The organism is Actinoplanes sp. OR16 (assembly GCF_004001265.1).
Classification (GTDB): Bacteria; Actinomycetota; Actinomycetes; order Mycobacteriales; family Micromonosporaceae; genus Actinoplanes.
Genome location: NZ_AP019371.1, coordinates 7,607,605 through 7,621,329 on the forward strand (window position 1 = coordinate 7,607,605; position 13,725 = coordinate 7,621,329).

Annotated in this window: 14 protein-coding genes and 1 riboswitch; of the genes, 4 read left to right on the top strand and 10 right to left on the bottom strand. The window is 70.8% G+C overall.

The features are described 5' to 3' along the window. Positions 1-104: 104 nt before the first annotated feature. On the top strand, positions 105-1,052 hold the full coding sequence (locus EP757_RS35120; RefSeq protein ID WP_160165982.1) for a YgcG family protein: 948 nt from the start codon (positions 105-107) through the stop codon (positions 1,050-1,052). 63 nt (positions 1,053-1,115) lie between these two features. On the opposite strand, the gene EP757_RS35125 is transcribed toward EP757_RS35120, so the two are convergent. Beyond that, positions 1,116-1,490, bottom strand: coding sequence for a winged helix-turn-helix transcriptional regulator (locus EP757_RS35125; RefSeq protein WP_370457727.1), 375 nt, complete (start codon positions 1,488-1,490; stop codon positions 1,116-1,118). 108 nt (positions 1,491-1,598) lie between these two features. Here EP757_RS35125 and EP757_RS35130 point away from each other — a divergent pair, with 108 nt between their 5' ends. Further along, positions 1,599-1,946, top strand: coding sequence for a DoxX family protein (locus EP757_RS35130; RefSeq protein WP_232050162.1), 348 nt, complete (start codon positions 1,599-1,601; stop codon positions 1,944-1,946). Here the strand turns inward: EP757_RS35130 and EP757_RS35135 are convergent. From EP757_RS35135 to EP757_RS35145, 3 genes are all read right to left on the bottom strand, one after another. After that, a complete protein-coding gene (locus EP757_RS35135; RefSeq protein WP_127552686.1) occupies positions 1,933-3,690 on the bottom strand; it encodes a WD40 repeat domain-containing protein in 1,758 nt (585 codons plus the stop codon). The genes EP757_RS35130 and EP757_RS35135 overlap by 14 nt on opposite strands. 104 nt (positions 3,691-3,794) lie before the next feature. After that, positions 3,795-4,244, bottom strand: coding sequence for a hypothetical protein (locus EP757_RS35140; RefSeq protein WP_127552687.1), 450 nt, complete (start codon positions 4,242-4,244; stop codon positions 3,795-3,797). A 28-nt stretch (positions 4,245-4,272) separates the two neighbouring features. Beyond that, entirely contained in the window at positions 4,273-4,605 is a 333-nt protein-coding gene (locus EP757_RS35145) for a MazG-like family protein (protein WP_127552688.1), read from the bottom strand. 188 nt (positions 4,606-4,793) lie between these two features. On the opposite strand from EP757_RS35145, the gene EP757_RS35150 reads away from it, so the two are divergent. Beyond that, a complete protein-coding gene (locus tag EP757_RS35150; protein ID WP_127554594.1) occupies positions 4,794-5,228 on the top strand; it encodes a CAP domain-containing protein in 435 nt (144 codons plus the stop codon). A gap of 61 nt (positions 5,229-5,289) precedes the next feature. On the opposite strand, the gene EP757_RS35155 is transcribed toward EP757_RS35150, so the two are convergent. The 6 genes from EP757_RS35155 to EP757_RS35180 form a co-directional block, all read right to left on the bottom strand. Continuing rightward, positions 5,290-6,093 carry a MerR family transcriptional regulator gene (locus EP757_RS35155; protein WP_127552689.1) on the bottom strand — a complete coding sequence of 268 codons (804 nt, stop codon included), beginning with the start codon at positions 6,091-6,093 and terminating at the stop codon, positions 5,290-5,292. Positions 6,094-6,142: 49 nt separating this feature from the next. Continuing rightward, positions 6,143-7,441, bottom strand: a complete 1,299-nt coding sequence (locus EP757_RS35160; RefSeq protein WP_127552690.1) for an L-serine ammonia-lyase — start codon at positions 7,439-7,441, stop codon at positions 6,143-6,145. Positions 7,442-7,443: 2 nt separating this feature from the next. Further along, positions 7,444-7,815 carry a glycine cleavage system protein GcvH gene (gene gcvH / locus EP757_RS35165; RefSeq protein WP_127552691.1) on the bottom strand — a complete coding sequence of 124 codons (372 nt, stop codon included), beginning with the start codon at positions 7,813-7,815 and terminating at the stop codon, positions 7,444-7,446. Further along, on the bottom strand, positions 7,812-8,876 hold the full coding sequence (gene gcvT, locus EP757_RS35170; RefSeq protein WP_232050164.1) for a glycine cleavage system aminomethyltransferase GcvT: 1,065 nt from the start codon (positions 8,874-8,876) through the stop codon (positions 7,812-7,814). The genes gcvH and gcvT overlap by 4 nt, the downstream gene beginning before the upstream one ends. Before the next feature lie 129 nt (positions 8,877-9,005). Next, positions 9,006-9,094, bottom strand: a riboswitch (glycine riboswitch). Between the two features lie 44 nt (positions 9,095-9,138). Next, the gene (locus EP757_RS35175; RefSeq protein ID WP_160165983.1) at positions 9,139-12,372 is read right to left on the bottom strand and encodes a PAS domain S-box protein; all 3,234 of its coding nucleotides are present in this window, start codon (positions 12,370-12,372) and stop codon (positions 9,139-9,141) included. Positions 12,373-12,466: 94 nt separating this feature from the next. Beyond that, complete coding sequence (locus tag EP757_RS35180) at positions 12,467-13,303, bottom strand: LLM class flavin-dependent oxidoreductase (RefSeq protein WP_160165984.1); 837 nt, start codon at positions 13,301-13,303, stop codon at positions 12,467-12,469. A gap of 125 nt (positions 13,304-13,428) precedes the next feature. On the opposite strand from EP757_RS35180, the gene EP757_RS35185 reads away from it, so the two are divergent. Then, positions 13,429-13,680 carry a hypothetical protein gene (locus EP757_RS35185; protein WP_127552695.1) on the top strand — a complete coding sequence of 84 codons (252 nt, stop codon included), beginning with the start codon at positions 13,429-13,431 and terminating at the stop codon, positions 13,678-13,680. Positions 13,681-13,725: the final 45 nt, after the last annotated feature.

The following is a 13,725-nucleotide window of genomic DNA, read 5'->3' on the forward strand; positions in this document are numbered from 1 at the left end:
GTACGCCCGCCGTCCCGTGCGGATCCCCTTCACCCGAACACCGCGCCCACGGTTTCGAACCGCGGACAGTCACCGCCCTTGACAGCCCTGCTCACATTGATCGCATGATCGCAGCACGCCTGAGCTCCCCGGCTACCCGATCCTTCGCGGTATCGGTCGTCGTGGCCTTCGCCGTCGCGGGGCCCGCCGTCGCGTCCCCCGCTCTGGCCGCGCCGGCGTTCCCCTCCGCCGACGGGCGGTGTGTGGACGAGACCGATGTGCTGGACGGGCTCTGCGACCGGATCACCTCGGTGCTCCGGCAGGACGAGAAGGCCTCCTCCGACGAGATAGCGGTAGCGGTGGTCCCGACGACCGGTGACGCGAGCATCGAGACGTGGAGCACCGGCCTCTTCAACGATTGGGGAGTCGGCGAGGCCGGAGCCGACAACGGTGTGCTCCTCGTCGTGGCCGTCGACGACCACCACGTCCGCCTCGCCACCGGCCGCGGCATGGCGCAGCGCCTCGACGACACGACCGCCGCTGAGATCGTCAACACGGTGATCACCCCGGAGTTCTCCGCCGACCACTACGCGGCGGGCGTCCTCAACGGCCTCGACGCCGTACGCCGCGCTCTCGGCCACGCCGTCGACTCCAGCACGTCCCTGGCATCCCTGACCCCGGCCGTTTCCGACCCCGAGGTGGTCGACGACGACGGCTCATTCCCCACCGACGGTTCGTTCGCCGGCGACGGCTCATTCCTCGACGACGGCTCGTTCCCCACCGACGACTACGCCTACGAGGACTCCTCCAGCGGCGCCCCGGTCTGGCTGTTCGTCCTGGCGGTCTTCGGCATCCTCGGCCTCTTCGGCTGGGCGGCCAACCGCGCCGGCGGTTCGTCCCGGGGTCTCCGCACCACCGCCTCGAACGACCACCACCAGCACCACACCACCGGCGCGGCGATCGGCTTGACCTCGTCCTCGTCCTCGTCCTCGTGGTCGTCGAGCAGCGACTCGTCCAGCAGCGGCTTCGGCGGCGGCTCCTCCGACGGCGGCGGCTCCTCCGGCAGTTGGTAACCCCCCAGGCGACCCCGTCCCGGCGACGACTCTGCGACCGCCCACCAGGGAGGTCGCGGGGTCTCACGGCTTCCGCGACGAATAGGCCTCTCTGCTCGCCTCGATGTGCGGCACGTGTTGGAGGGCCCACCCGGCAAGCGCCAACGCGGGCGGAATCAGGCTTCTGCCGACCTCGGTGAGCGCATATTCGACGCGAGGCGGCACCTCGGCATGAACGGTCCGTGACACCAGACCGTCTCGCTCGAGGTTGCGCAGCGTGAGGGTGAGCATCCGCTGCGAGATGCCCGGGATCTGCTGCTGCAGGTCGGTGAAGCGGACCGTGCCCTGGTCGAGCGTCGCCACGATCAGCAGGGTCCACTTGTTGCAGATCTGGTCGAGGATCGCGCGGATCGTCTTGCCGCCGTCGCCGCGGATCATGCACGTGTGCTCGTACTCCACTGACAACTCCCTGTGCCCTACGCACACCGATGTGCCTTTTGTAAGCCCCTCGATAGTGCCCCATGATGTGGCTACTTACGAATGGTAACCATCGAGATGAGGGCACTCGTGTACTGGATTCTTGCCGGCCTGCTGGCGATCTTCTACCTCTATGCCGGCGGGAAGAAGCTCACGCAGAGCAAAGAACAGCTGGCGCCGATGATGGGCTGGGTCGACACGATCCCGATGCCGGTGGTCCGCACGATCGGCGCGCTGGAGATCCTCGGCGCCCTCGGTGTGATCCTGCCGCCGCTCACCGGGATCGCACCGTGGCTCGCCGTCGCCGCCGCGATCGGGCTCGTCGCGATCCAGATCGGCGGGATCGTGGTGCACGTATCCCGCGGCGAGACGAAAGTGATCGGCCTCAACATCGCCCTGCTGGTGCTCGCGGCAGCGCTGATCTTCATACGGCCCTGAAGCGCGCCTTCAGTGCTCCACTGATCAGATCCCACACCCGGACCGTTCCGTCCTCGGACGCGCTGACCACCTGGATGCCGTCCACCGCGACCGACGTGATCCGCCCGGTGTGGCCGACGAGAAGCCGGCCGGCCTGATCCCAGATGCGCAGCGTGCCGTCCTCCCCACCGGTCACGACGAGGAGCCGTCCTTCGTGGACGGTCGCGGCCACCGCGGTCAGTTCGCCGTCGTGACCGGCGAGGGGCTCGGTGAGCTGTTCACCGTCGGTCAGATCCCACAGCCGCAGTCGTCCGTCGCTGCCCGCGCCGGACACGATGACCGGCCGCCCGCCGAACTCGATCACCGTGACGGGCGGCCACATCACACTGCCGCCGTGACCGCCTCCGATCATCGGTTTGCCGAGCACGGCCCCGGCCGAGAGATCCCAGGCCCGCAGCGCTGTCTCGGTGAGGTCGTAGCTCGCTGAAGCCTCGTCGTACGGATGGTCCTGGGTCACCGCATAGATCACGTCACCGACCTGCGCGAAGGCCCGGGCGCCTGCCCACTCCTCCAGCGGGCCCGCCGCGAGCTTCCCGGTGGCGAGATCCCATGCCCTGGTACGCCCGTCGCTGTGCAGACAGACAGCGATCGTCAAGCCGTTCCAGGTGGCGGTGGTGAGCACCGTCGTCTGGTAGCGCGTGTCGATCGGCTCTCCTACGGGCGCCCCGGTGGCGAGGTCCCACACCCTCAGTGAGCGATCAGCAGCGGTCACGGCCACGGTGCGGCCGTTGAGCTGGGTGGTGGCGGCGGCGCGTACCCAGGCGGAGTGGGCCTCGATCCTCCCGCCGATCGGGGTGAGCGTGGCGAGATCCCAGCGGCGCAGCGCCCCGTCACCGTCACCGCTGATCGCCATCGGGCGGCCGTCGGCGTGCCCGATCGCGACGGCGGTGATCGAGACGGTCTCGTCGGCCCACGGGCGGCCGAAAGGTGCGGCGCCGGGCAGCGACCACGTACGCACCGACTCGTCCTGGCCCAAGGTGACCAGAACCGGACGGTCACCGAGGAATCCGGCAGCGGCAGCGGCCACCTCATCAACGACGGAGGCCGCCGAGAGAGAACCGTCGCCGGACGACGCGGCGAAAGACCCGTCGCCGGACGACGCGGTACCGCCGATCGTCAGGGTGCCACCGGCCCCGATGGCCGTCAGCACCTCGCCGTCCACCTCGGCGGCGGCCAGTGTGCTGATCGGCGCGCCCGGGCGGTGGATCGGCTCGCCGGCCTCCTCCCCCGAGGCCAGGTCGGACCGGTGGACGACGCCGTCGCTGTCGGCACTGATCACGATCGGGCGGCCACCGGCGTCGACGACGGCGAGCGCCGTGATCGGCGCACGGTGCACCGCGAGGGGCCCGCCGATCTCGGCGCCACCGGCGATGTCCCAGCGGCGCAGCTCACTGCCGGTGCCACCGATCAGAATCGGCCGCCCGCCCAGCGTCCCGGCGGTGATCACCTGGGGCGCCGGTCCGGCGAACGTCACATCGAGGCGCGCGCCGGACGAGAGTTCCAGGGCGTGCAGCCGCTGGTTCGCCACGCAGATCGCGATCGGACGGCCGTCCAGTTCGGCCGCCGCCACCGCCGTGATCCGGGCGAGACCGGTCGGTATGGTGCCCGCCGAGACACCCGAGGTCAGGTCGATGATCTCCAGCGCCGGACCGCGCACGATGATCGCGTGCGGCCCACCGGCCTCGATGACGGTCAGGCATGACATGGCGACACTCTAAGCCGACCGATCCGGTCGGGACGAGAGCGGACTGCCGAACCCGCCATCCCGATGTGCGCGCTCCCACAAGGAAGGCGAACGGCGGGGGCCGATCAGGGAACCAGGCAGCTGCCGTCCGGGAGTACGCCCGCGAACCACTCGTGGGAACGGTCCGCCGGGGTGACGTCGCCCAGCACGCAGACGTCGCCGACCTTGACCGCGTAGATCAGGGAACCGATGGCCGTCGGGTCGCTGTCGCGGGCCAGCCGGACCACGTGGTCCTCATAGCCGGCCTCGTCGAGGACGTCGGTCACGGCGGCCACATCGGAGGCCGTCGCGGCGAACCGGCTCTCGTCGACGACGTCGTGGACCGCCGAAGCCGATCCGCCGATCGCCTGCGAGGGCACGACGGTGCGCTGATGCACGTCCTTGCGCTGCAGGTCGCAGTGGCCGTCGTCGTTGGCGGGGTCGGCGCAGGTGGTCCAGCCCGGTTTCGCGCCGGAGGCGTTCTCCGTGCAGGCGGCGGCGAACGCCAGGAGCAGCGTGGCCGGCACGAGCCTCATCGATCTCACGATCGGCAACCTAACAGCGTCAGGTCCGTGCCCGGTACGTGGCGGCTTTCACAGCGCACGATTGAACCGCCTCCCGAGCGTCCGCCCCGATGCTTTCGAGGGCGACGAGCGCGGTGAAGACGACGTCGGCGAGTTCGCTGACGACCTGCTCATGGGTGTGCGTGACGCCTTTGCGGGGGTTCTGCCCGAGGCGCCCGATCCAGGCCTGCGCCGCCTCGCCGGACTCCTCGGTCAGCTTCAGGATCCGCAGGGTGAGTTCGAGGTCGGAGTCCCCGTTCCGCTCGTCGAGGAAGGCCCGCCAGCGCTGGGCTTCACGCCAGATGTCGAAGTCCCGATCGTCCCGCTCGCTCATCGCGAAATGATCGCAACCGGTTCGCGACGATCACGCACCAACCCTCTCATCGAGTCGGCGAGGCGAGCGCCGAATAGAACGGTGCAAGCACGGAACACCGACGAAAGGGACTGCTCTTGCGTAACGCTCTTCGCCGCTTCGCCCTGGCCGCCGCTCTCATCGCCCCGGCCGCTCTCGGCCTCGCCACGATGACCGCCGGATCCGCTCAGGCCGCGCCGGTGAAGGCCGTCACCAAGGCCGGCGAGACCTCCCTGCAGACCGAGATCAACCGGCTGATCAACGTCGAGCGCACCAGCCGCGGCTGCGCCGCCCTCAAGACCGACGCCAAGCTCACCACCGCCGCCCGCGGCCACAGCGCGTGGATGGCGCAGACCGGCACGTTCTCGCACACCGGGCGCAGCAACTCGAACTTCGTCGCCCGCAGCAAGGCCGCCGGCTACGCGAAGCCGTCGGCGGAGAACATCGCCTGGGGCTACCGCACCGCCAAGCAGGTCGTCGACGGCTGGATGAAGAGCCCCGGCCACCGCACCAACATCCTCAACTGCAAGTCGACCACCGTCGGCGTCGGCGCCGTCTTCTCCGCCAACGGCACCCCGTACTACACCCAGGACTTCGGTTACTGAAAACCGCAAAGACCAGCGATGCCCCAGCCGATCCCCCTGCGGCTGGGGCATCGCCCTGTTCTCAGGACGAGATCGGGAACTGCACCTCAGTGAGCAGCTCTTCCGGCGCCACACTCTGCGGATCGTTGAGGTAGACCTCGCGCGGCGCCCCCGCGGCCACCCGCCCGTTCTCCTCGATCCACCCGGTCACCACGTGATAGGCGGGCGAGATCTCCGGATAAGGCCCGCGATGCGTGACGAAGGCGACCTCGCCTGCCGGCACCTCAGCGACGGAGACCGGAGCAGCAACCCCCGGGACGGGCCCGGCCACCGGAATGCAGATCGAGATGCGCCCGGACGTCTGCTCGTCGATCACATCGTGGTAGATCACGAACGGCGCCCCGGCCGGCGCCGACCCGGCGGCCCCGAGCGCGGACACCAGCGTCCCGAACCCCTGCCCCATCTCCGCCCCGATGGAAGCGAGATCGGTGGTCAGGGTCAGCGAGGCGACGGTCTGGGCCGGCACCTGTTTGACGCCCACGTCGTACGGCATGATTCCTCCTCGATCGATGAGTCGTTCGAGGAACCGCAGCATCCGCTCCTGCTCGGCGACCCGTTCGCGCAGGAGCTCCCGATGATCGGCGAGTCCTTTCGCCAGATCCCCCGAGGAGAGCAACGCCCGGATCGCCGCGACCGGCATGTCGACGGCCCGGAGCACGCGGATCGCCTCCGCCCGGGCGGCCTGCCCCGCCGTGTAGAAGCGGTACCCGCTGGACGGGTCCACCCACGCCGGCGGCAGCAGCCCCTGGTCGTCGTAGAAGCGCAGCGCCTTGACGGACAGCCGGGCCATCCGAGAGAAGCGGCCGATGGGGATCAGGTCGGGCATGCGGTTCCTCCCTTCCCCACCAACGAGAAGTGCTCCCCTTACGGGAGAGTCAACACTCGATCACGTTGACGGCGAGGCCACCGCGCGCCGTCTCCTTGTACTTCACCTTCATATCAGCGCCGGTCTCCTTCATCGTCTTGATGACCTTGTCGAGGGAGACGTGATGGCGGCCGTCGCCGCGCAGCGCCATCCGGGCGGCGGTCACGGCCTTCACCGCGGCCATCCCGTTGCGCTCGATGCACGGGATCTGCACCAGGCCACCGACCGGATCGCAGGTGAGACCGAGGTTGTGTTCCATGCCGATCTCGGCGGCGTTCTCCACCTGCTCCGGCGTGCCACCGAGCACCTCGCACAGCCCGGCTGCGGCCATCGCGCACGCCGACCCGACCTCGCCCTGGCAGCCCACCTCGGCGCCGGAGATCGACGCGTTCTCCTTGAACAGCAACCCGATCGCGCCGGCCGCCAGCAGGAACCGGACGACACCGTCGGAAGAAGCGCCGGGCACGAAGTCCAGGTAGTACCTCAGCACCGCGGGGATGATTCCCGCGGCGCCGTTGGTGGGCGCGGTCACGACGCGACCTCCGGCCGCGTTCTGCTCATTCACCGCCATGGCGTACGCCGTGAGCCATTCCATCGCGTGTGCCGCCGGATCACCGGCCGCCCGCAACTGACGGGCGGTGGAGGCGGCGCGCCGGCGGACCTTGAGCCCGCCGGGCAGCACCCCCTCCGCGTCCAGCCCCGCGTCGACACAATCGGACATCACCGACCAGATGTGCAGCAGCTCGTCCCTGATCTGCGACTCCGGCCGCCACGCCGACTCGTTCTCCAGCATCAGCCGGGAGATCGACAGCCCGGTCGTGCGGGTCAGGTCGAGCAGTTCACTTCCGGACAGGAACGGATGTGCCACTGCCACGGGCGTCCCTCGTACCGGGGCGAAGAGATCTCCCACCACGAAGCCGCCGCCGACCGAGAAATATCGCTTCTGCAGGAGCTCGGCGCCATCGGCGCCCCGCGCCGTGAATACCATCCCGTTGGGGTGCTCGGGCAGTGACCGGCGGCGGTGCAGCACCAGGTCGACGGCGAACGGCAGGTCGCCGGTGGCCGGTTCGCGGTCGACGTCCACCGTCTCCGGATCGCATCCCTCCAGACCCAGCAGCACCGCCTTGGGCGTGCCGTGGCCGTGACCGGTCGCGCCCAGCGAGCCGAACAGCTCGGCCCGGACCGTCGCCACACCGTCGATACCGGTCAGCCGGTCGGTGAACATCCGGGCGGCGCGCATCGGGCCGACCGTGTGCGAGCTGGACGGGCCGATGCCGATCGAGAAGAGGTCGAACACGGAGACGGCCATGATCATGACTCCGGTGAGATCAGCGCGGCGTAGGCCGCGGCGTCGAGGACCTCGGGCGTGCCGGTCACCCGTACCCGGTAGAGCCAGCCGGCGCCGTACGGATCGGAGTTGATCAGCCCCGGGTCGTCGGCCAGCGCCTGGTTGACTTCCACGATCTCTCCATCGGCCGGCGCATAGACCTCGCTGACCGATTTGGTCGACTCGATCTCGCCACACGGGTCACCGGCCGTGGTCACCGTCCCCACCTCGGGGAGGTCGACGAAGACCACGTCGCCGAGGGCGTCGGCGGCGAACGCGGTGATGCCGACCGTGGCGATCTCGTCGTCGGTGAACCACTCGTGGTCGCGGCTGTAACGGAGGTTGAGCGGAATCACGTGGTGCTCCTGCGGTAGAAGGGCAGTGCGACGACCTCGGCGTCCTCGCGGGTTCCCCGGACGTCGACGACCAGCCGGGTTCCCGGGGTCGCGAACACGGGCGGGACGTAGGCCATCGCGATCGGGTGGCCCAGCGTCGGGGACGGCGCTCCGCTGGTGACCTCGCCGACCCGGTCGCCGCTGACCGGGTCGAGGACGGCGTGGCCGGCGCGAGGTGCGCGTCGTCCGGAAGTGATCAGACCGGTGAGCACCGCGGGGGTGCCGTCGGCGGCGGCCCGGCGCAGCGCGGCGCCACCGACGAAGTCCGGCTTGTCGAGGGCGACGATCCGGCCGAGGCCGGCGTGGAACGGGGTGGTCCGCACGGTGAGCTCGTGGCCGTAGAGCGGCATGCCGGCCTCCAGGCGCAGGGTGTCCCGGCAGGCCAGCCCGCACGGTTTCGCCCCGCCGGCGGCCAGGGACTCCCAGATGTCGGTGGCATCGGCGTCGGCGCAGTAGATCTCGAAGCCGTCCTCGCCGGTGTAGCCGGTCCGGGCGAGCAGAACGTCGTGGCCGGCCACCGTCGCCGCCCGGATGCCGTAGTAGGGAAGATCATCGCCGTCGTCGAGCACGGCGACGGCGTCCGGCCCCTGCACCGCGATCAGTGATCCACCGGCATCGGCGATCTCCACGGCGAACCCGTTGGCGTGCTCCCCCAGCATGGCCCGGACCATCGGGGCGTTCGCGGCGTTCGCCACCACCAGGAACCGGTCGGCGGCGAGCCGGTAGACGACCAGGTCGTCGAGGACGCCGCCGGTGGTGTGGCAGAGCATCGTGTACTTGGCCCGGCCGACCGCGACCTTGGAGATCCGCCCGGCCAGCGCGTAGTCGAGGAACTCGGCGGCGTTGCGCCCGGTCACCGCGATGCGGCCCATGTGGCCCAGGTCGAACAGGCCGGCGGCGGTCCGCACGGTGTGGTGCTCGGCCAGGTCGCTGCCGTAGCGCAACGGCATGGTCCAGCCGGCGAACGCGGTCAGGCTCGCGCCGAGGCGCGCATGGACGTCGAAGAGCGCGGTGCGTCTCAAGGGAGGCTCCAGGGTAGGAAAACAGGGCCTCCCTCGCTCTGTCATGGGGCCTGAGAGCTTCACCGCTGATCACGAGGAGCGGTTTGCACCGTGGGCGCGTTCGCGGACGAACGACTTTCCAGAGTCGCCTGAGCTACAGCGGTACGTGGGCCTGAGAGATTCTGAGGGAGAAGTTGCTCCTTCGGCGTCCGGGATCCGGACTCTCCCGCTGCGCGTGAACGGCTTCTTCAGTTGTGGCTGCAAGCTATCCGGGCCTTCATGATCACGTCAAGCGGGCGACCGGCAGTGTCAGCGTGAAGACGCTGCCACCCTTCGGATTCGGCTCGTACCCGGCCGTCCCGTCGTTCGCCTCGGCCAGACCCTTGACGATGTAGAGGCCCAGACCATGCCCCTTGATCGTCGGGCTCATCCCGGCCGCCCTGGTGAACCGCTCGAACAACTGCGGCCGCAGCTCCTCCGGGATGCCCTCGCCCTCGTCGTGCACGCCGATCACCGCGGTGCCGCCGCGCCGCTCCACGGTCACCTCGGTGACGCCGCCGCCGTACTTCGCCGCGTTCGTGCAGAAGTTCGTGACGATCTGCTGCAGGTGGCTCGGGTGCACCAGGACGGTCGTCCCCGGCGGGCAGCTCACCGGCGGGCTGACCTCCAGGCCGGCCAGGATGTCGCCGAGCGCCGGGCCGAGATCCACCGGCTCCGGTGTCGCGCTCATCTGCCCGGCGTCGAGGGTGCACATGGTCAGGATCTCGCCGCGCAGGATCTCCAGCCGGCGCGCCGACCGGGCGATCACCTCGATCGCCTTGCGGTGCGGCGGCTTCACGTCGTCGAGGCTGCCGAGCAGCAGTTCCGCGTACCCGCTGATGGTGTTGAGCGGCGTGCCGATCTCGTGCGACAGCATGCCCATGAGGTCGAGCTTCAGCGTGTTCGCGGCGGCCAGCTGCGAATTGCTGTCCTCCAGCTCGTCGTTGCGCTCGGCCAGCTCGGCCTCGGCGGCGGCCCGCTCCCGCTCGGCCGCGAGCCGGGCGGTGACGTCCTGCAGCACCGCGATGAAACTGACCGGCTGGCCGTCGGTGTCGCGGACCAGCGACATGCCCATCGCGGCGTCGACCAGGTGCCCGTCCGCGTGCAGCATCCGCAGGTGCCGGTCCAGCGGCAGGTCCTGGGTGAAGAGCCGGGCCGCGGCCCGGTGGTTGTCGGCCCGCTCGTCCGGGTGGGTGATGTCGTCGAGGGTCATCCCCTCCACTGTCGCGACGGTACGGCCCAGCATCGCCGCGAGAGCCGGGTTGACCTGCTGGAACCGGCCGTCCAGCGCGATCGTGGCCTGCCCGACCGTGGCCAGCGAGAACTGGGTGCGCAGCCGCTTCTCGCTGTCCGCGACCCGCCGTTCGGCGAGCTTGCGGGCGGTCACGTCGATGTTCACCTCGAGGATCGCGACCGGGTGCCCGCCGTCGTCGTGCTGCACCGCCATGTGCGACAGCACGGTGATCCTGGTGCCGTCGCTGCGCAGGTGGTCCAGCTCGCCGTGCCACTCGCCGTTCTCGGCCAGCTCGGTGTCCACGAGCGTGCGCAGGACCGGGAACCGGGTGTCGAGCAGGCGGTGGGTCGGGCAGCCGAGGGCGGCATCGGCATCCCAGCCGTAGGTGACCTCGGCGCCGCGGTTCCAGTAGGTGACCCGGTCGTCCAGGTCCTTCACGATCACCGCGGTCGGGGCGAGGTCCAGCAGTTCGGCCTGCTGGCGCAGCCGCTCCTGATCGTGCTGCCGCTCGGTCACGTCGCTGCAGACACCGTCGATGAAGCAGACGTCGCCCTCCTGCCGGGGCACCGCCCGCGTCCACACCCAGCGGGTCACCCCGTCGGCGCCGATCACCCGGCAGGTCATCTGGGCGGACTGCCCGCCCGCCATCTCCGCGCCGAACGCGGCGAACTGCGGCAGGTCCTCCGGGTGCACCATCGACGAGGCGACGTCGGACAGCTCGGCGTTGGAGGGGACCAGGCCGCCGAAGATGCCGGTGCGGTCGTGGCTGGAATAGACCATCTCGACCTCGCCGGGCGCGTCCACCCGGACCGTCCAGATGAAGTCCTCCAGGTTCGCGATGACCCGGTCGAAGTCGCGCCGGGCCCGGGACAGCTCGAGCTCCAGTTCCTCGGCACGGCGGCGGTGGACGTATTGGCCGATGTGGGCGGCGACGGTCTCCAGGGCGGCCATCAGCTCGGGATCGGGCTCGGTGCGGCGGCGCTCGAAGGCGGCCAGCACCCCCACGACGTGGGTACCGTTGCGGACCGGCACCGCGACGGCCGTGTTCAGCCGGGACGCCTCGGCGGCGGCCGAGCGCGGCATGTCGGCGACCGGCAGCTCCCGGATCCACCGGCTGGACGCCGACTGCCAGACCTGGCCGACCACGCCGTCCCCGCGGCTGAACTCGGTGAACGACTCCATCGGCGCGGTGACGGCCCGCTCCCGGGCGGCGACGGCCAGCCGTACCATCAGGCTCTCGTCGTCGTCGAGGTGCCAATACTCGATGTAGGGCCAGCCGAGACCCTCCGCGACGGCCTCCACGACCAGGTCGGTGGCCTGCTCCACGCTCTCCGAGGCGGCGAGCGTGCCGGCCACCGAATACTCCAGGTTGCGCAGCATCTCGCTGCGGCGCTGCGCGGTGAGATCCCGCACGAACATGTACGCGGCCATGCCACCCGGCCGGTCCAGGGCGGTCAGCGACAACTCGATCGGGAACTGCCGGCCACCGCGTTGCAGGCCGGTCAGGTCCACCCGCCGGCCGGCCGGGTCGACGTCCACCTCGAACGACATCGCCATCAGCCAGGCGGCGTGCTCCCGCCGGTCCTGCGGCGCGATGATCAGCTCACTCATCGTGCGGCCCAGCGCCTCCGGCACGCCCCAGCCGAACATCTTCTCCGCGGCCTCGTTCCAGCCGGTGATCCGGCCGGCCGCGTCGGTCGCCACGTACGCGTCGAGGGTGCTGCCGACGATCTTCTCGAGCCGGGCGCTCGCCTCGGCGGCCTCCTGGACCGCGACCTGCGCGGCGATCTCCGCTGTCGCGGCAGCCGCCAGGTCCTCCATGACCGCCACGTCGGTGCCGGTCCACTCCCGGGGTTCGCGGTCGACGGCGCAGAGCGTGCCCAGCACGTACCCGTCCGGCGAGCGCAACGGCACCCCCAGGTACGCGATCGCGTTGAACTCGACGATCGCCGGGTTGCCGCGCAGCAGCGGATGCTCCCGGGCGTCCGGCACCACCATGGGCCGACCGGACTCGACCACGTACTGGCAGTAGGAGTGGGTCAGCGGCGTCTCCCGGAACGCCGGCGACGCGGCCGGCCCGGACTGGCTGACGAAACACTGGCGTTCCTCCTGCACCAGCGTCACCAGCGTGGCCCGGCCGCCGACCAGGCGCTCGGCGAGCGCGGTGATCCGGTCCAGGATCGGCGAATCGTGGTCGAGCAGGCCGGTCGCCTTGACCGCGGCCAGCCGGGCAGGGTCCGACACGGCCCCCTGCACCGGGCTCGGCTGAACAGACACGCCACTCATCGCTGGACCCTTCGGCACCGGCCGGGTGATTCTGAGGCCGGCGCCGCGGTTGTCAGACGGAAGCGACCTGCTCCAGCACGCGAAGCTGCCGGTCCTCGCGGGGCCAGAGCACGACCAGGCGGGAGGCGCCGATCGCGGTGTAGCGGCCGAGGCAGTCCCGGTAGGCCTCGACGGAGTCCAGCGGGCGCTCCCCGCCGTAGCCGAGGACCACGACCGCCGGCAGCGACGCCGGGTCGCGGCCGGCCGCCGCGCAGGCCTCGCGCAGCAGGCGCAGCTGCCGGTCCACCTCGGCGAGCGGCGTGGCGGCCCCGACCCGCGGGTCCTTCACCACGTCCTGGGTGATCCACAGGTCGGCGACGGCCGCCGCGACCGCCATGCCACGCGGCCCGGTGGCGGCCACCGCGATCGGCGGCCGGCGGTCCCGGGCGCCCACGTCGGCGGCGCGGGCGGTGAAGAACTCCCCGTCGAGCGACGGGGACGGCTCGGTCAGCAGCCGGTGGGTGTGCCCGGCGAACTCGGCGAACCGGCGGCCGCGCTCACCGGGGCTGAGCGGCGGCGTGCCGAGCGCCTCCGCGTCCGCGCCCGCGCCCCCGGCGCCCAGGCCGAGCGTGAACCGGCCGCCGCTGATCGCGTCGAGCGCCAGCGCCGCCTTGGCGGTGGTGACCGGGTGCCGGAAGTTCGGCGCCGTCACCATCGTGCCGACCCCGATGGCACTGGTGACCGCCGCGGCGGCGGCCAGGGCGACGTACGCGTCGTGCCAGATCTCCCGCCCGCCGAGCGTGAGGTGATCCCAGAGCCAGCCGCGTCCGACGCCGATCCGATCCGCGTGCTCCCACTCCCGCCGCAACTCCGGCCAGGGCCTATCCGGCCACATCACTACATCGAGCATTCCGGTGAGCCTAGGGCCAACCATCCTCCCGGGATGAGGCGAGCCGGTCACCCTCCGGTGATGATCAGGTTATTCGGATCGGGAACGGGGCAAGTCGCTGTGAAAGCCCCTTGGGAGGACACCTGATGACCATCTACGACAGCACGGTCGATGCCCAGCACAACATCGCGACCACCGGCGCGCCGGACGAGATCGCTGCGGACACCGAAGCGGCCGTCGAGGAGCTGGTGGGGAAGGACCGCCGCCGGATCCTGCCGATCATCCTGGCCACGGCCGCGATCGCGGCGGTGGTCGCCGCCGGCGTCTACGGCACCGCCAAGGCCGTCGAGGCTCGGCGGTCCCGCAGCCGCTGGGACGCGCTGCTGCGCCGCTTCTGAGCAGGAAGACGAACACCGATGAGAGAAGGCCGGCCCACGGGCCGG

Excerpts from the sequence above, each read along its gene's own strand:
- EP757_RS35120 (WP_160165982.1), top strand. The coding sequence starts at position 105 with ATGATCGCAGCACGCCTGAGCTCCCCGGCTACCCGATCCTTCGCGGTA.
- EP757_RS35135 (WP_127552686.1), bottom strand. The coding sequence starts at position 3,690 with ATGTCATGCCTGACCGTCATCGAGGCCGGTGGGCCGCACGCGATCATC.
- EP757_RS35140 (WP_127552687.1), bottom strand. The coding sequence starts at position 4,244 with ATGAGGCTCGTGCCGGCCACGCTGCTCCTGGCGTTCGCCGCCGCCTGC.
- EP757_RS35145 (WP_127552688.1), bottom strand. The coding sequence starts at position 4,605 with ATGAGCGAGCGGGACGATCGGGACTTCGACATCTGGCGTGAAGCCCAG.
- EP757_RS35150 (WP_127554594.1), top strand. The coding sequence starts at position 4,794 with ATGACCGCCGGATCCGCTCAGGCCGCGCCGGTGAAGGCCGTCACCAAG.
- EP757_RS35155 (WP_127552689.1), bottom strand. The coding sequence starts at position 6,093 with ATGCCCGACCTGATCCCCATCGGCCGCTTCTCTCGGATGGCCCGGCTG.
- EP757_RS35160 (WP_127552690.1), bottom strand. The coding sequence starts at position 7,441 with ATGGCCGTCTCCGTGTTCGACCTCTTCTCGATCGGCATCGGCCCGTCC.
- EP757_RS35180 (WP_160165984.1), bottom strand. The coding sequence starts at position 13,303 with ATGCTCGATGTAGTGATGTGGCCGGATAGGCCCTGGCCGGAGTTGCGG.
- EP757_RS35185 (WP_127552695.1), top strand. The coding sequence starts at position 13,429 with ATGACCATCTACGACAGCACGGTCGATGCCCAGCACAACATCGCGACC.